Here is an 18,418-nt window from a genome sequence, read left to right as displayed (position 1 = left end):
GCGGGACGAGGGGTCAGGTCCCCCGGCCCAGCAACGCTAGATGCTCTGTGCCCTTTTGCAACCTAAAAAGCGGCAAAAAGTAAGAGAGAACTATCATCTGTTACCTTTTCACACTATTTGGCAAGGAAAAGGTCATAGAAAGAACCTATCTCTTCCCTTTTCAAAGGTTAATAGCTCCAAAAAGTCACAGAGAAGCTCGATCTGTGACCTTTTCACTTCATTTGCAGCCTAAAAGGGCACAGATCTCCTCCCCCAGCCGGGACAGGGTGTCAGGTCCCCGGTCCCGCGGGACGAGGAACCTGTCCCCCCATCCCATCCCACTCCAAACAAAAACAAAAAAAGAGCAGAGATTCAGCATATCTCTGCCCTTCTTTAACGAGATCGAGGAAACCGTCTCCTCGTCCCTTACTCCTCTCGGTTCGGAGCTTTATTTTGCAAGAATAGAGAAAGAATGATCCCTACAAACGCAATCCCTGTCGCTACCCAAAAGGCTACGTTCATGCCGTGAATGGCGGCATCTCGTGCGATTAAGCCTTTGGCCTGTTCAGCTGAGGCATTTGCGTATTCTTGCATGTTCGGTTCATACGCTTTTGACGCATTCGTCATTACAGTAACAAGAAGTGCCGTACCGATTGATCCGGCTACGGTTCTCATCGTGTTGTTCATCGCGGTACCGTGAGCGATAATGCGTTTTGGCAGCTGGTTTAAACCGGCTGTTGAAACAGGCATCATCACAAGGGAAATCCCCATCATGCGGATCGCATAGATCACGAGGATGAACGTGTAAGACGTCGTTGCTGTCAGATTGGTAAACTGATAGGTTGTCACCGTTACGATCGTGAGTCCGATCACGCCCAGCCAGCGCGCACCGAATTTATCAAATAAACGACCGGCAATCGGCGACATAATCCCCATTACAATCGCACCTGGTAAGAGCAAGAGCCCTGACTCAAGCGCTGTGAATCCGCGCATATCTTGAATATAGATCGGCAACAATAGCTCCGCACCGATCATCGCCATCATCACAATCATCGTCGTACTCGCTGCAATGGCGAAGATCTTATGCTTGAAGACGCGGAATTCTAAGATTGGTTTTTCAAGTCTGAACTGTCTCGTAATAAATGCCGTTAACGAAAGGGCACCTACAATAAGACTGATATACACAATCGGGCTATCCCACCCTTTGTTTCCGGCGCTGCTCAGCCCATAGAGCAGCCCACCGAAACCAAACGTGGACAGAATAACAGAAAGGATATCAATGCGTGGATTGGATTGTTTCGTAACGTTCTTCAGGGCGAACATCCCGAAGATAATCGACGCTGCTGCGATTGGTAAGATCACGATAAACGGCAAGCGCCATGAATAGTTCTCGACAAGATAACCGGATAATGTTGGCCCAATCGCTGGACCAAACGCAATAACAAGTCCGGCCATTCCCATCGCAGCTCCGCGCTTTTCGATCGGGAAGACCATTAATAACACGGTCTGCATAAGAGGCATCATAATACCAGCCCCGCCGGCTTGCACTAAGCGTCCCATCAATAGGACCGGAAAGCTTGGTGCAAGCGCAGCAATGAGCGTACCAAGTGTGAATAACCCCATCGCCGTGAAGAATAATTTCCGTGTTGTAAATTTCTCAATTAAAAACGCTGTAACTGGGATCATTACCCCGTTAACGAGCATAAACCCAGTCATCAGCCACTGGGCGGTGCTGTACGTAACGTCTAAGCTGTTCATAATACTCGGCAATGCGGTATTAAGCAGTGTCTGGTTTAATACAGCCACGAACGCACTGACTAACAGCACAGCCACAAGGGCGGTTCGGTTGTAGCTTGGTTGTTGTTCTTCCTCTTGTGTAACCTTTTCCTGAGTCGCCTCTGCCATGGTGTCATCTCCTTTTTCTCTCTATTATTTGCTAAATCCCCGCTTCAACAATTCGATATCAAAACGGTAGTCCTCAATAGCCTCTTCCTTCGAACTTTCTTGGTTAGCAAAATGCTTCATCATGTGTCTGAAAGTAATCGCCCTCGTCATGTTGACCATATGGATAAACTCTTTATCTGATGAGAAATTGATTTTTTCCCGGTCGACCTGCTCACTGATCTCAACAAGCTCAGCATGGTACTTCCCTTCATCGAAGGACCGAGTAAACGTATTCTCGATTCGGTGATTCATGTTCAAGAACGTGTTCTGGAAAAATCCGCGGTATTCCGCATTATCGAACTTCTCAAGCATTTGCTGGAACATATCCACAAACGCCTCCATCAGATCACCATCACGTTCCTTTAAGCTTTTATAAAAGCGCTCCTTGCTCTTCTCAGCATGCTTATTGAGAAGATAGAAGTAAAGATCTTCTTTATCTTCGAAATATTGATAAAAGCTCCCCCTCGAGATCCCCGCACTCTTTACGATATTGGCGATTAACGCCTCAGCAAAAGGTGCTCGCGAGAACTCCTGGTAAGCAGCTCGAATTAATTCACGACGCTTCTCTTCAGCAAGATTAAAAAAAGTAGGATTAGGCATAGTTTCGCATCTCTCCGTTTCTTATGACACGGTGTCATATGTGCACAGATTGTATTGTATGTGACACAGTGTCATATGTCAACAAAAAAGTTGGGATTTGGGGACAGGTTCCTGGTGGGATGGGGGGGACAGGTTCCTTGTCCCGCGGGACGAGGGGTCAGGTCCCTGGTCCCGCGGGACGACGAACCTGTCCCCATCCCTCGCGCCTCTACACTCAACACTGCAGCCCTCTGTGACCTTTTTAGATCCAAAAGGGGAAAAAGGGCACAGAAACAGCTTATCTGTGACTTTTCTCCCTTAGAAAACAAGCAAAAGGGCAGAGATCAACCGAATCTCTGCCCTTTTGCTTTGTTATTTGGTTTGAAATGTAAGAGAAAGGATCTATCTGTGCCCTTTTTACGTGCTTGACCTCTCCAAACGTCACAGAGCTCGAGACTGAGAGAATCACCTGAGTCAGAAACCCCAATCCCCTTTCTCCCATTTAAAGATCAACTCTCCATTCGGGTCTTTTTCATGTATGTATTCGAAACCAAGACTCTCATACAACCGCCGGGCCACCTTATTCTCTTCAATAATGCTTAAGTAGAGCACACTCACCCCGTACTCATTCGGAACAATATCCATCAGTTCCCTCATCGCTTTTTTCCCTAGCCCTTTTCCTTGCTCTTGTTCGTCTATAATGATGCGGTCGATCCACGTATCTTTGTTCGCCCCAAAAGATCCATACATCGCAAACCCAACCACACGACCATCGGCATAAATCGCGACCGGATGCCACTGGTGATAGGTGGCTGCTTCTTGTAAACATTCATCCACCGTTTCAATGAATTGCTCTTGCCCGGGCTTCACCTTTACTTTTCTTACGATCTCCTTATTCGTATAATCTAGATCACGAACATGCACATGCACTTTCCTCATCCCCTTTTCCTACTCCAACAAGAGTTCTCTCAACACTTCCGCTTGTTCCTGGTCCGCCTTGCCATATCCCTGATTTTCTTTGTCACTGACAATCGTAGCTGTCCCTGCTTCTTCATTGAACCAAACGTCAAACCGAACCAAGCGCTCAGGCATTTCTTTTTCCTCTTGGTAGAAAAGCACTGCTTTGACATCTGGTTGCCTCGCCATATCCACAGTAATGGTGTTATCCCACTCCACCTCTTGTATAACCTTTTCCAAGGATTCAAGGACTTCTGGGTCCATTATCTTCTTCACATCTTCATATGTATCATCCTGGCTTGCTTGTTGAACATCTACCCGCGTCAGGGTTGCTTCATTGGAACAAGCTGCTAGTAGCAGAGCACCAGCAAGAAAGATCATCCTCATCATTTTTACCACCTCCATCGTTATAGACGATAGCTAGCAAAAAAGGTTTCACCCCGATGGGACCGGGACAGGGGTTCAGGTCCCTGGTCCCGCGGGACAATGAACCTGTCCCCCCATCCCAGTCGCCCCTCAACCCCATCCCCACGAATAATCCCCACCAGATTAACAAAACCTAACCAAAGCATACCAACTCCAACTAGAAACGGGTGTTTCCATTGTCATTCAGCGAACTGACCTTAAGGCTTCTGATCGCTTTCTTTGTGCTGATTCTCCTAACGAGAATCATGGGGCGCAAGGAAATCGGGCAGATGACCTTCTTTAATTTTGTATCTGCGATTTCATTAGGAACCATTGGCGCGAGCCTTGCGATCGACAAGACGTTTAGCATCGCCTACGGACTCTATGCTTTGGTCGTTTGGGCTATTTTAACGATTGTAATGGGATATCTCGACATCAAATCGAAGAAACTGCGCCTCGTATTGGACGGGGATCCGATCATTTTGATTAAAGACGGTAAAGTTATGGACGAAGAGATGAGGAAAGCACGGATTGACCTTGATGTTTTAAAAGCGATGCTTCGGAAGAAAAATGCCTTTTCTATCTCAGAAGTGGATTATGCTATTTTGGAGACAGATGGCAAGATTTCTGTATCAAAGAAAGAAGCGAACCAGCCCTTAACGAAAAAGGGACTAGCCTCTGGAGCGATTACATCGCCGGTCTTTCCAACGACGACAGAAATTATATCTGACGGCAAAGTGCTTCATAAGAACCTCGATAAATTACACGTTACCGACAGCTGGCTTGAGCAGCAGCTTCAGCAAGCAGGAGTGAATAAACTATCTGACGTCTTCTATGCAGAAGTTCAAAAGGACGGAACGCTCTACATCGATCAGGTAAAAGACTCATAAAAACGCACCGCCCCCTCCAGGGGGACTCATTTTTAAAAAAGTCAGGTGAAACGTTACATGGAACCCTTCCCGATTATCCATACAAACTTTTGGGATGCCGTCATAGCTGTCCCGATCGTCATTATCCTTACACAAGTATTGAAAATAACTCTTCCCATCCCTAAACCAGCGGTCCCAACCGTAGCGAATGCAGTGGGGCTCATCCTCTCCATTTTCTTCGCGCATCCTCATAACCTGGTAGCCGGAATCTTTATGGGCTTCTTCTACGGCAATGCAGCTGTTGGAGGATACGCATCATTGAAAACATCTCTAATCGCTTTTCGAAAAAAACGTCAGGCTAATAGATAATTCACTCAACCTTTACCAATTCGATCTTTTTAGTCGACACCGCTTCAACAAAAGATTCATTGTGATCAACGGCAATCATGGTCGGGCCATAGTGCAAAATCGACTCCACCAGCTGTTGAATCACATGGAGATCGAGGCTGTTTGTCACCTCATCCCATACAAACAGCGCATTTTCCCCTAACAAAGCCTGGGACAGAAAGATTTTCTTCATCTCTCCCGCACTCCACTGATGATTGGTGGGCAGATTAGAGAAACGGGCTCGCTTCATGCCTAATTGATGCAAAAGATGCCAGAAGTCTTCTTTCTCTTCAGCTGTTAACGATTGGACGTAGGAAACGTAATCAAAGGCTCCTTGGTTCTTCTGATCGAGGATGGAGAGATTCTCCGGAAGATTGACCTCCCACTCCCCTGTTGTTTCGAACCCTTCCTGTGCGGTCAGAAAATGCAAGAGCGTCGATTTCCCCACTCCGTTCTTCCCTTCTATAAAGAGACGTTCATTTGGAAACACTTCGACATTGAGGTCTTCAAATAATGGAAAACCGTCCTGCAAAATAGAGAAATGACGAAGATATAAGAGGCGCTTTCGAGGCTCTTTCACTTTCATCTTCAGCCCCTCCACTTCTTCTGTGTTCCGAATCAGACGCTTTTTCTCTTCCACCTTTTCATCGGTCCTCTTCTTAATGGCCTTCGCCCGCTTCATCTGCTTCGCCGCGAGCCGCCTCTCTGTGGAATCATGGGTGCTGCTCTCTCGTTTGTTACCCCACGTATTCACCCGGTTCGACACGGTGTTTAAGCGTTTAATCTCATTTTTCAACTGAGCATTCTGTTCCTCCGAACGCTCGTCAGCCAGCTCTTTCTCCGCCTTCCATGTCTCTACATCCCCCTTGATCAGATCGATTGACTCCTTGTTGATCGCAAGAATGTGATCCACGAAATGATTTAAGAACGCTTCATCGTGACTGACCACAATGTACCCCTTCTTATTCTTTAAATACTGGCCCACGACGCGCCTGCCGTTTAGGTCTAGATTGTTGGTCGGCTCATCAATTAACGGGAACGCATTCTCGTTTAAGAAAAGCTCGATCAAAAGAAGCTTCGTTTGCTCGCCTCCGCTTAGCACTCGAAACGGCTTATACAGAATCTCAGCCGGCAAGTTCATATAGGATAACTCCCGTTCAATCTCCCAGAGTTCTCTGTGTGGATTCTGTTTCTGCAAGACCTCAAGCGCCATTTCCTCAGAAGAAGCATCAGGGTAAACAGGGAAATAGGTAAATTCAAGCGTCGTCTCTACCTCCCCCTCATAGTCGACCAGACCTCGGAGGATTTTAAAGAACGTCGTCTTCCCCCTCCCATTCCGGCCTACAAGCCCTAGTCTCCAGTTCTCATGGATATTCACATTCACATCTTTAAAGATTGGTTCGAGCATGGACTCGTACTGAAACGTCATATTTCGTATAAGAATATTTCCGGTCATCGTATCCTCTCCTCACAAAAAAAAGTCTCCTATCTCATGTTGCTGAGATAGGAGACATGCAGAAAAAGAGACGCCAAACAGACTATTCTAAGAGTCCATTCGTGTTCTTTTAAAAAAAGGGTGCATGATTCAATCCTATCTCAGAACCATCCACAAACAGACACGCCAAATAAGCCTCAAGAGAGCACAAAAATCTCCCAGAACCCAAGTGGTACACATCTATTCATGAACGTCTTCTAAACATAGGATTATTGAATCATTCTAGCGATTCCACCCTTCTTTTTTCCGTTTTGATTAGACTTATCGTAATCGATGTTGGCAATAGTTGTCAAACGAAAGCAGAGGAAGTGAAAGAAGGTTTGTGTGGATGAGAGCTCTTTCATTTTCAGTAAACTTATCGTAGAATAAACTAAAAAAGGAGAATTTAACCAATTTTACAACCTTTAGCCAACCTTATTTTCATGATTTATTTAATCTTGAGGGTATACACAAACCGTCTGAACTTTATCCCGAAAACCATTGAGATCCCGACGCTTATAATAATAATGCTGTACAACATTTATGCCTTGCTCAGTTAAATAGCTCTTAATCCAGTAGTCTAATCACATCCAATGCTCTTAAGCTTTTAGCATTGGGTGTGATTGTCATTCTCTATAGAATTTTCGCCATATAGTATTCATCAACGTATTCCCCGTCAATCCTTAACGAATCCTTTTTAACCCCTTCTATTTCAAACCCCATCTTTTTATACAGGGACAAACCCGCTTCGTTGCGCGTGATGACCGTTAACTCTAATCGACGCAGACGATGCTTTGATGCCCATTGTTCTAGTTCTTTGAATAACTGAGTCCCAATGCCTTTGCCTCTATACCCTTCAAGGATTCCAACCACAATAGCAGCAGCGTGCTTATTTCGCTTGGCATTCCCGCCCATCACGAGCAAATACCCAACTAATCTAGTCTCATCTTCAGCCACCAAGATCGTAGAGTTTTCATTGTTCTTCATACGCTCAATCATCTTTAGCTGACTGTCTGTACCAATCATTCTTTCGCCTTTTTCCCAAAGCATGAATTGAGAGCTTCCTTCCACCTGTTGTGTGAGTGTGGCTAAACCTTCTGCATCAGACGTTTCGATTTCTCTTATCCTCATGATTTTGATCTCCTTTTTTTAGCAATGGATTGCGACTGCATCATTTTTACAGTGATTTGATTCGTACATTTTAACATAATAAACCAGTACACCTTCCTTTTTCTATGTACAAAAGAAGCTTCTTCCGGGAGGTTCTAGTGACAATCCTTAATAAAATATACTGGAAATAAAGAGATATCAATGGGCGGGTGATGGAATTTTATGCTAAAGTGTACACACAAGAGAGCATCCGGTTATATCATCGTAGTGACCAGCATCCTCGGCTGAGCCTTGGTCTAAATGTAAAGGAGTGACCTTATTGAACAAATCTATATTGTACACCCTCGGTATCATTCTTTTTGCAATGGGAGCAACAGAGGTATTCGGCTTAGTGGATTATCCTGATGCGTATCGGCCTATTGGGATCGCTCTTTTCGTGATTGGTTTACTCGTGATCATTGGGAGTAATTTTGTACCAAAGAAAGAACAAAAATAACGATATATTTTTAAAGGCACACATCCTTCCTGGTACAATAATCTCACTTATAAGGAGCTGTGAAGCATGGACAACGCTACCTTTGTTGCGATGGTCGTCCCCTTCTTGGGAGCGGTTACCGTATTCATTGTTGTATTTTCCAGAAAAAAGCGACAAAACAAATGATGGTCCCCGTGTTTTCAAAGAGAGTTTACCTATAAATTGAATTACTGTATAGTAGTTAAAGGAACTGCTGAATAGGCAGATGAGTTAGCAATGAATGAAATGAAAAGCAAAAATTAGAGGTGGTTACATGAATTTCAACAATATAAAGAGCAAGCTAGACAATTTGGGCGCGATCCAGTCGATCACGATTTCTTATCTAGAAACAACAGAAGACGACGATTCCGTATTTGATGTATACGTAAACATCAAACACAACACGAACGCGAAACAAGAATTTGAATCGCTTATCGTTAAAGAAGAAATCCCATTAGAAGAAGCTGAAAGCATCGCCCAGCGCCTAACGAACTCCCTAGGTCGTTACTACAAGAACGTTCAATATCAAGGACACGAACTGCAGTAGAACCACGATCATCAAACGCTCCTCTCTGACTTTTTACCATTTCGAAATGCTAAAAAGGGAACAGAAGCGCTTGATGAGTGACGTTTCACCATCATTAAACGATAAAAAGGGCAGAGATCAGACCGATCTCTGCCCTTTTTCTTATGGTTACGGAGCAAGATGTCAAAGAGACCCTCGATCTGTGACCTTTTAAAGTACGATTCGGTCAAAAAAGTCACAGAAGCCTTCCTTTCTTTTTCATCGATCTTTAAAAAATGTAAAAAGTTTTTGACATCCCATAAACTAATGCTACAATAAAAAGTGTCAAATACTTTTTACATTTTCTGAATGAGGAGTGGAAAAATGGATGCGGTTAAAGTTGTTTATGCGATCTTGTTGTTAGTTGGCGGAGCTTGGATTTTTGTTGCACCATTTCTGCAAAAGGGTGATGAGAGAAGGAAGTTTATCAACACGAAAGCTCAATCATATGCCTTTATCGTCGTCATCGGGATCCTTATACTAGAAGTGGCAGAATCCATCTATCGAACCGCCCAGGGGGAATCTTCTTATACGGGTATTGGGATTTCGCCGATCATGTTCCTGACGGTCGTGGCGGTTATTTACCTCGGGACATTACTCGTTTACAGAAAAAAATATGGTGATTAAATGGAAAATCAAATTAAGAAATTCAGAAGTTCAGCTAAGCTATCTCAGGCAGAATTGGCTAAACGCTGCAAGGTATCGAGGCAAACGATCAACGCGATCGAAAACGATAAGTACGACCCAACCTTACAATTAGCGTTCGATATCGCCGCCGTGCTAAATACGACAGTAGATGAGCTTTTCACGAGCGGGACACAAGGGTGAGCTCTACAGCGCCCTTCTCTTTCCTTTTACCATCTTGAGTAATCCAAAAGGGAAGAGAATCGCTTTATCTGTGACATTTCTCTATATTTAAACAAGTAAAAGGGCAGAGATGAGCCGCATCTTTGCCCTTTTACTTGTTTATTCGATCCAAAAAGTCAGATAGACGCTTGCTCTGTGCCCTTTTTAAACCCAGCAGATCCCAAAAGGTCACAGAGCTCCTTTTCTAAACTCTAATACTCCTTCGCAATACCTCATTCTGGCTTTCACTTACTCATAAAGATCCGTGACAGTCCCTTGATGAAACGTCATTTGCCACTGTCCATTGTTAAGTGTCCAGACTGAGCTCCGCAGGGAATGCTTCTGCGTGCTTTCGATAAACACCTTAAACGTTGCAAGGGCTGATGTTGAGGATAGGGACTTCACCTTAAAGTCACGCATGACAATGCCTGGATCATCTTCTCCCGGTAAGCGTGTTAAGATATTTTCTTTATCGTAGATCTTCCCCGTGCTGGAATATTCGATAAAGTCGTCAGCGAGTAACGCACTTAATTGCTCAGAAGACTTACGAACATCTGCCTGAAGGAGTGCGTTTTCTAATGAATGCAAATGGTCTTGTAAGGATTTTTGATTGTTCAATTAAATTCTCCTTTTTGATAAGTGTACCATTTCTAGAACGGAGATCCCTTCATCTATGACATTTCCTTCCCTTAAAACTAGTAAAAGGGCAGAGATAAGCCTCATCTCTGCCCTTTTACTTGCTTATTCAATTCAAGATGTCAGATAAAGGCTCGTTCTATACCTTTTTTAATACTTTCTTCTCTTAAAAAGTCACAGACTTCCCTTGCAAGGCTCAAACTATTTGGAATAGAACAATACGGCCTTAATGAATGGAACCAATCGCTTTATGAAGACTGCTGAACGTATCAACCGTCTTCATATTTATCCCCAAATTCACCATCGTTTGAGCGATATCTGGACGGATTCCACTTAGCACACCACGAACTCCGATTAATTCTAAGGAATGAATCACTTTAAACAATTGGTGAGCAACCATCGTATCGATTATACTGACTCCAGATAAATCGATAATGACTGTTGTTAACCTAAATTCCTCACCTTGTTTAAGGGCATTATCCATCAGAAGCTGGGCTCGATAGGTGTCGATCTCACCGACTATAGGGATCACACCCACCTCTTCAGTAATGCGTACCATCGGAATGGAAAGTTCATTTATCGCATAGTGCGCTTTTTGAATCGTATCTTTATAATCTTCCATATAAGAACGGCTCACCAATTGCACGGCTTGATCCACTGCGTTGTTAAAATTTGTAACCAATTGATAAAAATCAGCTATAGAAAACTGTTGTAATTCAGCTTCCTCTTTAATAAGGGTACCTATAACTTCTCGATATTTACTAATTTCATCCAAAGCTATGTCTAGTGGCAGCATTAACTCTACAAGTCTCTCAGAGACATGTTTGCTCCATTCTTCGAGTTCATCGATGACACCATCTGCACCTTGTGTGACCGACTCTGCATAGGCATTTATTAACTGGCGTCTCCAATCCATTAACTGATCAGCAATATCTCCGCCTATGTCGTTTGGTAAAGCAGCCTCTTGAACCAGCCTTTCTTTCTGCTCTAAGATCGTAGAAGATATTGCCCTCTCTACCTTTTTATCGTTCATCTATTTTACACTCCTATAAACATTCGATAATTTCTCTTCCATACATATAATATATGATTATTTGCTTTATTTCGAGGTTGAATATTAACACTGACCTTCTTATTGTTGTACATAATAAAAAGCCAGCACCTTATGCTGACTTCTCGTTATGTAATCTTCACACCATGAAAATCACTATACATTATTTTAATTCGAAGCTCTTAATGAATCGAATCCCCCAGTATAAAACAATCCACGGGAGAATAAACTTTGTTACCCACTCAACCACACCTAAAACAAAAAAGAACACGGAAAGAAGACCAAAGCCGAAATAAGGCATTGTAAAAGAAAGGACCACTAAGAAAACCACAACCAACAAAATATTTTTCCAAGAAATATTACTCAGACTCATTTTAATGTTTCCCACTCCTTTCAAAAAATAGTATATTACAAGGAAACGCAGGTTAAAAAGTCCACGTCCCATCTTACAATTCCTTACGTAAAACTTCAGCAGGTAAACCATCCATTTCACAAAGTTTCTCAGAAACAAACTTGTGATGGAGTAAGATCTTTCTTGAAGCCAGGTTCTCTGGATCAATGGTTGCGATAAGCCTTCTGAGATTGGCTTGTTTTGATAAATCGATTAACCTTTCAGCGATTGCTGTGCCATATCCTTTTCCCCACTGCGCAGGCAATAGCATGTATCCAATTTCACCTTCATGAGCTACCTCTTCACTTAAGGTCAAGTATCCAAGACCAATGAATTCGCTTGTAAGTGCATCAACAACTTTGTAAGACCCTATAATAACATGCTTCTTATTACGATCCATTAACTTCTTAAAGTTCTCCTTGGCTTCTTCAAGAGGCGTCGCTCTCTCCGTAATTTGGGCCATTACCTTCTCATCTGAAACCAAACGATAATACTTGTCAAAATCGTTTTCCTGCAGCTTTTCTAAATGTAATTTCACTATTCTTCTCCCCCTTTCATACAACAAATTCTACCAACCTAACCCTAACATAATTTTGCATATGAATAGGGACTCTTTCTAACAAGAAAGTAACAGACTAAAGAAAAACAAAATGAAAATATTACCTCATTTTTCCTTAACTGCTATTTATCTTGAAACGTTCCCCCGTCACAATCGTATGTAAAATAGAAAGGAGATGAGTCAATTGGGAACAGGAATCAACCAAGGGCCATCAGATCTTATATTTTCAATCGGGCCTTATTTTATCGCGATTGTATTTATTATTGTAATCGGCGGCATCCTCTTTGCCATTTTCTCTTCTGTGAAACAGTGGAGTTACAACAACAAACAACCGGTCTTGGCCGTGAATGCGAAAGTGATTGGAAAGAGAACGGAAGTAAAAAGACGAGGCAGCGCTGGGGATGACCACGGTTCTAGGACGCGTACATACTATTACACCACGTTTGAAGTCGAGAGCGGGGACCGCATGGAGCTCCCAATGGATGGGCGCGAGCAGGGCCTATTAGCAGAAGGAGATATCGGAACCCTCACTTTTCAGGGGACCCGGTTTAAAGGATTTGACCGCATGGCGGGCTGATCAGAAGCAGAAGAATGAAGCGCTTCTGCCAATCAAAAAATGAAAGAAGGAAACTTATATGGAGCAAACCTCTCAAGCAATTGCAGAACGAGTCAAAAAGAAATTCGGACTTGATGGGTACACCCTAGAACGAACGCACCTTCACCGGGAGGCCGGTTCATTCGACCAAACGCACTACGTGTTTAATATGGAGTGGTTTCCAAAAGGAACAGCACCCACAGAAGACGAATTGAACCCAGAAGGTACCGCCTCCATTGATGTTGATTTACATACAGAAAGAGTAAAAAGCCTGGTTTTCGTGGGTGGTCGGAGTGAAGCGCATACCGCTACATTACAGACTGAACAAGAAGTCATCCGCTGGGTGGAGACTGAGACAGGACTGACATTCGGTGAACACTTCGAGTTTAAAAGTAAACAGGACCGGAAGTACATGTTCTCATCCGTAGTTAACGGGATCTCCACCAGTCCATCTGGCATGATTTCAGTTGAGCTAAATGAAGACAATCTGCTCATCTTTTTCACCATTCATGGCCATTTCCCAGTGATCCATGAGGTGATCCCTGAGTCTTTTTCTTTAACTCTAGAAGACATTCCGGACCTTATTATGGAACAATTCATGCTTGTGAATTTCCCATTGATGAGTAGCAGCCGTTTTGAGCCGGCCTTTAGTTTAGAAGAAATTTATGTCACAAACGATGGCACAAGCACCCGCCCTTTTCGGCTGACAGATGCCGTTCATCTCATTTCTATTGGGGAAGTGATGACCTATGAGCCCAGCTTAGATGAAGAATTCCATGAAGAAAAGATTAACCTATCCGATGAGGTCACATGGGAACAGGCCAAACAACGTGAACCCCATCCCGATCTTTTGCCTATTAAAGATGAAATGGTTGAAGATACGCAAAAAGCGCTCACTGAATTTCTCCAAGTGGTATATCCAAAGGATTCCGGAGAGTGGATCTGGCAATCGGTAGAGCGAGAGAGTGGATATCTAGTAGCGCGCCTTGAGATCGCTCAGACCACGAATGATTTCTATAAGAGAAAAATCAATGTGTTTCTTAACGAGAACGGCACAAAAGTCCTTACTTATATGGAGAATGATTTGTTCCGTGAAATGACGTCTCATTTCGAAGAAGCGAAGCCTGCGGTTCTATCAAAGCAAGAAGCCTACCACCTAATAAAGGATAAAATCACCCTGACGCCTGTTTATGTGTTGGATCACGGAGAAGCACGTTACAGGTTATATGGGAAGCTTGACTGTGAGTATGCGGTGGATGCACGAAGTGGAGAGGTTAAGTTGTTATCCGAGATGGAGTAAAAGAGAATGCCGCTTCTGTTACCTTTTACAATCTTTCGGAACGAAAAAGGTCACAGAGACACTTGCTCTGTGACCTTTTCATACGATAAACCTAGCAAACGGGCAGAGAAGATGCGAATCTCTGCCCTTTTGCTATCGTATTTGGTTCAAAATGTAATAGAGAAGCTCAGTCTGTTACCTTTTGAAGCCTTGGAACTCTAAAAAGTCACAGACTGAGAGTTGAAGATAGGTCACTTACTTTTTACGATCAGACCCTTAATTTCTTTTCAATACAACTAAGGCCCCCATAACAATAGAAGAGATAACCGAGGCAATCAAAATTGAAAGACTTATAGCTCCAATCCCTAATCCTTCCCACCCTCCTACAAGGAAACTGATCAGTAATAATACAACACTTACCATTATGAATAGTGGTGAGATGATATAGTGGAGTTTGGAGTTATTCTTTCTAAATATCAAAGAAATGCCTAGTAAACTAGCGGTAATAATCCCTGTCATGAATAAGTAGGACATTTGATTTCCTCCTTTGGAAAAGGTTCAGCAACCGAACCCGCTAGCTTAATAAGAAAGATAAAACATCAGCTGCTAGCTCTTGCTGAAAGAGCTCTCTATTAAAGCCTTCAGGGTCTTGGGAAGGTGGGAATGAGGTGACTTTCATCTCTGGTGGAAAAGGACTCAAGAAGGAAAAGTGACCAGCGTTTTCGAACACCTTGTGCACAATTTTTTCACGATTTATTACCCCATTTAATAAAATTTCAGCATGAAAAGAAGGAGTGATCTCATCTCTTTCCCCTGTCATGATGAAAATGGGTACATTAACTTTTTCAAGGGCCCCTTCGTTTCTGAACCACCCTAGAGCAGGTGCAAATAAAATTACTTTCTTAATTCGTTCGTCAACGTCTACATCAATTCTTTCAGGTGTTTCATTCCCCGTTTCCCATGGAAGCGTTGTTGGCGTTCCCCCGGTCACCGCTATTGCGGTATAACCACCCATTGAGTGTCCAATTATCGAAATGTCTTCAAAGTTAATATGATCTTTAAATGAATCGCTATGATCAAACCAGTCAATGACTTGTGTGATATTTTTAGGTCTGCTTCTTAATAATTTTGTCGTACGCTCTAACTGGTTGTCTTTTACATTGTTAAATGGATGCTCCGGCATGGCTACTATAAATCCCCTTTTAGCTAAATCCCTAGCTAAATGTCTATAAACAAGCGGAGTCCCCCCTGTACCATGAGAGATAACAACTAGCGGATACCTTTCATCTTCTAGTTTTGCATCAAGTGAAACGTCTACTAGATAGGGGCCTATCTTTTCTTCTTTTTCAGGCGTTTCCGTTGGGTACAAAACTAACATCGGGAAGGTTACATCTAAATAATCATCTACAACCTCTACCTTCTTCAAACCTGAATACTTATCGTTTTCCATAACGTGTTTCACTAAAAAACCACCTTAAATGTTTTCATTTAAATTAAGTACAATCCTTCATACATTCACTTTAACATAAAATCCCAAAACCCTCTGTTATATTCTCAACAAAGGACTCCTATAAATTAAAAACGCACAGATAACTAATGTGTGCGTTTCCAACGTTAAGATATATTAATCCGAGCGATTGCTTAGCACAAATTTAATTCCAAAGAAAAAGATTATAAAGGCTACAAAGTAATTGAACGGATTCTTGAAGATCGTCATATCTAGAAAGAGTTGCAACGACACCCACAAGACAAAAATGACAATCATAGTAAATAGTATCCCTTTATTATTGAAAGTAGATATGTTTATCCTCCTCATTTATCGGTGTTGTAAAGTATATAAATCCCGTCAATTCTTTCATTTATATCCTTGTTCCCCTACTGAATCTAGTAAGTAAAACACTAAAACGTTGTCGTCTTCTAGCTTTACTTTCTTTATCGTCTTTTGAACTTCAACTTCCATCGCCTCCTCAATGGACTTTGACTTACATCCTGAAATTAGAAGGAAAAGGAATATGGTGAAAAAGTAAAATAATTCTTGCGATCCTACATGTCCCTCCTAAAGAATCATTCTTTAAATAAGGGATTTTCACCTAAACACAATCACCAGTGCACCTGAAGCTGATTCCCACTCGGATCGTAAAAGTGGAAATACGCATGACCCTTCTCTTCTTGAATCTCCTCGACTCTTACTTGATTCTTGAGTAAGTGGTGATGAAAGTTCAATAGGTCAGGGCTCGTAAAGCCGATACTAAAAGCGGATTCATTATGAATGGTAAAGTGGACAAAGGTTTCATCGTCCGTTGGAACTAAAGTAAGTAAAAAAGGTCCGTCATTTACTTTAAAAATGGCAAATGGATCTTCCGTAATGCTTACCAATTGAAGCCCCAACACATCCCTGTACCATTGGATTGACTCCTCTAAATCTTTCACGGGAATTCTTATGTAATGAACTTGTTCAATAAATGAAGTGCTCATCATCAACCTCTCCTTTTTCCGGTATTACAAGTAATTCCCTTTTCCTACCTCTTTGTCCTTCTAGATCATGAATGAATTCTTGGCTCGTATTTGTTATTTTATTCAGGTCTTAAGAACTCATTTGTTCATCTCTGATATGCTTTCATTCATTTAACAAAATCCACCACCATTTTAGCCTATATATCCAGTTAAAGAGGAGTCCCTTTCGCCCCTCAGGGAACAGAAGTACGGGATCTACGACGTTTTCCAATCAAAAGGAACAAAGAGGCACAATCTGTGACCTTTTAAAGCTCTGCAACTCGCAAAAAGACACAAAGGACTCTCTCAGTTTTTAAAACACATGTTTGTGTTATACCTTATTGTGTGAAAGATCCGCTTATTGTTCAATCATTGATAGCAGAATTTTTTCCATTTCCTCTTTCGACAAAATATCTGCATTCATGGTAATCTCGTATTCTTCTTCTGGTATTGTTACTCTCATTCCTTGAACATTGCTATCATCAGAATAGGCGAATTCAAAATTGAAACCCTTTAATGTGTAAGAATTGATATGTTCATAACTTCCTAATTCACCTTTATTATCACTTAACTTATGGGTACTGGTATCAAACCCTAGTCCGTTTGGTCCTCCCCCATATCTAAATGAAACAACAGGATCTTCCCCAACGTTCAATGTGTCTGTCCTTGCTTCTTCAGATTCCAATTCATAGCCTTTTGGTACGTATGATGGTCTATAAATAGGATAGCTCACCATTTGTTGTGCTTCTTTTACTGTGTGGGTTGTAAGCGCAATGATTCGATCTTTATAAGGCAAGAGGTTTTCTCGTATTTCCCCTAACTTCTCCTCCTCTTCAGCAGTGGAGGTTGTCCTATTTTCTGAATCTATTTTAGACAAGATTTCTGCTTTTTCTTTCATCAACACCTTAAAATCTGCAAATTCTTCTGCCGTAAGTTGCTCTTCAATCAATTCAAAGTATCGTTCTATTCCTGATAAGTTGTCACTTTCTTCAGGAAAATTCTCAGTAAATTCTTTTTCCGAACCAAACATTTGTCCGATGATCGTACCAGCAGCTTCTGTTATGTAGGAGCCACCCAAAGCGAACGTTGATCCAATTAAAATGACAGAAGCAGCTATGTTCATCATCCACTTAGGTTTTTTCTTATTCTTTTTATGTTTCATGGTCTCTTCAGCTTGATCTACCCCTAATGTAACCCTTTGTTGAATCTTGTCTCTAGGGATTTTTACATTTTGCATCTCATCTTTAAATTTATTTTTCACAAACATCATCCTCCTTCATGTCTAAACGCATTTTCGTTAAGGCTCGGTATAAAATCGATTTTGTAGTACCTAAGGGAATATCCATTATGGTAGATATTTCTTCAAACGTATAATCTGAGTAATACTTCCACAGAATAATGGCTCTTTCTCGCTCGTCCAAGTTATTAATTACGTCTTTTAATGTAACGGACAAGGAGAGATCTCCCTCTTCAGCACCTATATATTCCGTGTATTCTGGTTTTAAATGGACCACTTTCTTTTTCTTCCTTAATAAGTCAGTCGCTGCGTGCATTGTTATTTTCATCAACCACGTTTTAAAAAACTGGGGATTTTTTAAGGTATGAATTCTACTAAATGAACGAAAGGCTGCTTCCTGAACAATATCTAGTGCATCATCTTGGTCTTTGGTATAAAACAATGCCGTTCGATAAATATCATCCTGATACTCCTCGATTAGCTTCATAAATGCTTTTCGATCGCCTTTTTGGGCTTTTTTAACTAAACCTTTAATATCCTCACCTCCA

24 protein-coding genes are annotated in these 18,418 nt (G+C 42.1%); 8 read left to right on the top strand and 16 right to left on the bottom strand.

Annotated features, from left to right (window positions below):
- Nucleotides 1-405 precede the first annotated feature (405 nt).
- From QNI29_RS06650 to QNI29_RS06635, 4 genes are all read right to left on the bottom strand, one after another.
- Complete coding sequence (locus QNI29_RS06650) at nt 406-1,884, bottom strand: DHA2 family efflux MFS transporter permease subunit (RefSeq protein WP_231418054.1); 1,479 nt, start codon at nt 1,882-1,884, stop codon at nt 406-408.
- Nucleotides 1,885-1,908: 24 nt separating this feature from the next.
- The gene (locus QNI29_RS06645; RefSeq protein WP_231418055.1) at nt 1,909-2,523 is read right to left on the bottom strand and encodes a TetR/AcrR family transcriptional regulator; all 615 of its coding nucleotides are present in this window, start codon (nt 2,521-2,523) and stop codon (nt 1,909-1,911) included.
- Between the two features lie 453 nt (nt 2,524-2,976).
- Nucleotides 2,977-3,441 carry a GNAT family N-acetyltransferase gene (locus tag QNI29_RS06640; protein WP_231418056.1) on the bottom strand — a complete coding sequence of 155 codons (465 nt, stop codon included), beginning with the start codon at nt 3,439-3,441 and terminating at the stop codon, nt 2,977-2,979.
- 9 nt (nt 3,442-3,450) lie between these two features.
- On the bottom strand, nt 3,451-3,849 hold the full coding sequence (locus QNI29_RS06635) for a hypothetical protein (protein ID WP_231418057.1): 399 nt from the start codon (nt 3,847-3,849) through the stop codon (nt 3,451-3,453).
- 203 nt (nt 3,850-4,052) lie between these two features.
- Here QNI29_RS06635 and QNI29_RS06630 point away from each other — a divergent pair, with 203 nt between their 5' ends.
- Entirely contained in the window at nt 4,053-4,754 is a 702-nt protein-coding gene (locus tag QNI29_RS06630) for a YetF domain-containing protein (protein ID WP_354665930.1), read from the top strand.
- A 57-nt stretch (nt 4,755-4,811) separates the two neighbouring features.
- Complete coding sequence (locus tag QNI29_RS06625; protein ID WP_231418059.1) at nt 4,812-5,102, top strand: hypothetical protein; 291 nt, start codon at nt 4,812-4,814, stop codon at nt 5,100-5,102.
- Between the two features lies 1 nt (nt 5,103).
- Here the strand turns inward: QNI29_RS06625 and QNI29_RS06620 are convergent, their stop codons facing one another.
- Nucleotides 5,104-6,576: an ATP-binding cassette domain-containing protein gene (locus tag QNI29_RS06620; RefSeq protein WP_231418060.1), complete on the bottom strand. Its 1,473-nt coding sequence runs from the start codon at nt 6,574-6,576 to the stop codon at nt 5,104-5,106.
- Nucleotides 6,577-7,227: 651 nt separating this feature from the next.
- Entirely contained in the window at nt 7,228-7,725 is a 498-nt protein-coding gene (locus QNI29_RS06615; protein ID WP_231418061.1) for a GNAT family N-acetyltransferase, read from the bottom strand.
- A gap of 298 nt (nt 7,726-8,023) precedes the next feature.
- On the opposite strand from QNI29_RS06615, the gene QNI29_RS06610 reads away from it, so the two are divergent.
- From QNI29_RS06610 to QNI29_RS06595, 4 genes are all read left to right on the top strand, one after another.
- Nucleotides 8,024-8,200, top strand: a complete 177-nt coding sequence (locus tag QNI29_RS06610; protein ID WP_231418062.1) for a hypothetical protein — start codon at nt 8,024-8,026, stop codon at nt 8,198-8,200.
- Nucleotides 8,201-8,492: 292 nt separating this feature from the next.
- Nucleotides 8,493-8,765 carry a hypothetical protein gene (locus QNI29_RS06605; protein ID WP_231418063.1) on the top strand — a complete coding sequence of 91 codons (273 nt, stop codon included), beginning with the start codon at nt 8,493-8,495 and terminating at the stop codon, nt 8,763-8,765.
- A gap of 342 nt (nt 8,766-9,107) precedes the next feature.
- Entirely contained in the window at nt 9,108-9,410 is a 303-nt protein-coding gene (locus tag QNI29_RS06600; protein ID WP_231418064.1) for a hypothetical protein, read from the top strand.
- Nucleotides 9,411-9,611, top strand: a complete 201-nt coding sequence (locus tag QNI29_RS06595; protein WP_231418065.1) for a helix-turn-helix transcriptional regulator — start codon at nt 9,411-9,413, stop codon at nt 9,609-9,611. It abuts the gene before it with no gap.
- 267 nt (nt 9,612-9,878) lie between these two features.
- Here the strand turns inward: QNI29_RS06595 and QNI29_RS06590 are convergent, their stop codons facing one another.
- From QNI29_RS06590 to QNI29_RS06575, 4 genes are all read right to left on the bottom strand, one after another.
- On the bottom strand, nt 9,879-10,247 hold the full coding sequence (locus tag QNI29_RS06590) for a nuclear transport factor 2 family protein (protein WP_231418066.1): 369 nt from the start codon (nt 10,245-10,247) through the stop codon (nt 9,879-9,881).
- 244 nt (nt 10,248-10,491) lie between these two features.
- Nucleotides 10,492-11,298, bottom strand: coding sequence for an STAS domain-containing protein (locus tag QNI29_RS06585; protein ID WP_231418067.1), 807 nt, complete (start codon nt 11,296-11,298; stop codon nt 10,492-10,494).
- Nucleotides 11,299-11,479: 181 nt separating this feature from the next.
- Nucleotides 11,480-11,689, bottom strand: coding sequence for a hypothetical protein (locus tag QNI29_RS06580; protein ID WP_231418068.1), 210 nt, complete (start codon nt 11,687-11,689; stop codon nt 11,480-11,482).
- A 73-nt stretch (nt 11,690-11,762) separates the two neighbouring features.
- On the bottom strand, nt 11,763-12,248 hold the full coding sequence (locus QNI29_RS06575) for a GNAT family N-acetyltransferase (RefSeq protein ID WP_231418440.1): 486 nt from the start codon (nt 12,246-12,248) through the stop codon (nt 11,763-11,765).
- Between the two features lie 202 nt (nt 12,249-12,450).
- Between QNI29_RS06575 and QNI29_RS06570 the strand changes: the two genes are divergently transcribed.
- Both QNI29_RS06570 and QNI29_RS06565 read left to right on the top strand, forming a co-directional pair.
- The gene (locus tag QNI29_RS06570) at nt 12,451-12,843 is read left to right on the top strand and encodes a DUF2500 domain-containing protein (RefSeq protein WP_231418069.1); all 393 of its coding nucleotides are present in this window, start codon (nt 12,451-12,453) and stop codon (nt 12,841-12,843) included.
- Between the two features lie 58 nt (nt 12,844-12,901).
- Nucleotides 12,902-14,161 (top strand): hypothetical protein, encoded by a 1,260-nt coding sequence (locus QNI29_RS06565; protein WP_231418070.1) that lies wholly within the window; start codon nt 12,902-12,904, stop codon nt 14,159-14,161.
- Nucleotides 14,162-14,416: 255 nt separating this feature from the next.
- Here QNI29_RS06565 and QNI29_RS06560 read toward each other — a convergent pair whose 3' ends face one another.
- The 6 genes from QNI29_RS06560 to QNI29_RS06535 all read right to left on the bottom strand — a co-directional run bounded on the left by QNI29_RS06560 (nt 14,417) and on the right by QNI29_RS06535 (nt 18,357).
- Nucleotides 14,417-14,674 (bottom strand): YesK family protein, encoded by a 258-nt coding sequence (locus QNI29_RS06560; RefSeq protein ID WP_231418071.1) that lies wholly within the window; start codon nt 14,672-14,674, stop codon nt 14,417-14,419.
- Nucleotides 14,675-14,714: 40 nt separating this feature from the next.
- Nucleotides 14,715-15,602, bottom strand: a complete 888-nt coding sequence (locus QNI29_RS06555) for an alpha/beta hydrolase family protein (RefSeq protein WP_354665929.1) — start codon at nt 15,600-15,602, stop codon at nt 14,715-14,717.
- 162 nt (nt 15,603-15,764) lie between these two features.
- Nucleotides 15,765-15,905 carry a hypothetical protein gene (locus tag QNI29_RS06550; protein WP_284526927.1) on the bottom strand — a complete coding sequence of 47 codons (141 nt, stop codon included), beginning with the start codon at nt 15,903-15,905 and terminating at the stop codon, nt 15,765-15,767.
- A gap of 335 nt (nt 15,906-16,240) precedes the next feature.
- Nucleotides 16,241-16,615: a VOC family protein gene (locus tag QNI29_RS06545; protein ID WP_231418442.1), complete on the bottom strand. Its 375-nt coding sequence runs from the start codon at nt 16,613-16,615 to the stop codon at nt 16,241-16,243.
- 376 nt (nt 16,616-16,991) lie between these two features.
- The gene (locus QNI29_RS06540; protein WP_231418072.1) at nt 16,992-17,894 is read right to left on the bottom strand and encodes a DUF4367 domain-containing protein; all 903 of its coding nucleotides are present in this window, start codon (nt 17,892-17,894) and stop codon (nt 16,992-16,994) included.
- The gene (locus QNI29_RS06535) at nt 17,884-18,357 is read right to left on the bottom strand and encodes a sigma-70 family RNA polymerase sigma factor (protein ID WP_231418073.1); all 474 of its coding nucleotides are present in this window, start codon (nt 18,355-18,357) and stop codon (nt 17,884-17,886) included. Before QNI29_RS06535 ends, QNI29_RS06540 begins: the two co-directional genes overlap by 11 nt.
- Nucleotides 18,358-18,418: the final 61 nt, after the last annotated feature.

The organism is Pontibacillus chungwhensis (genome assembly GCF_030166655.1).
GTDB lineage: Bacteria > Bacillota > Bacilli > Bacillales > BH030062 > Pontibacillus.
Note: the sequence above shows the minus strand (reverse complement) of the source record. Positions and strands in the feature narration are given on the sequence as shown.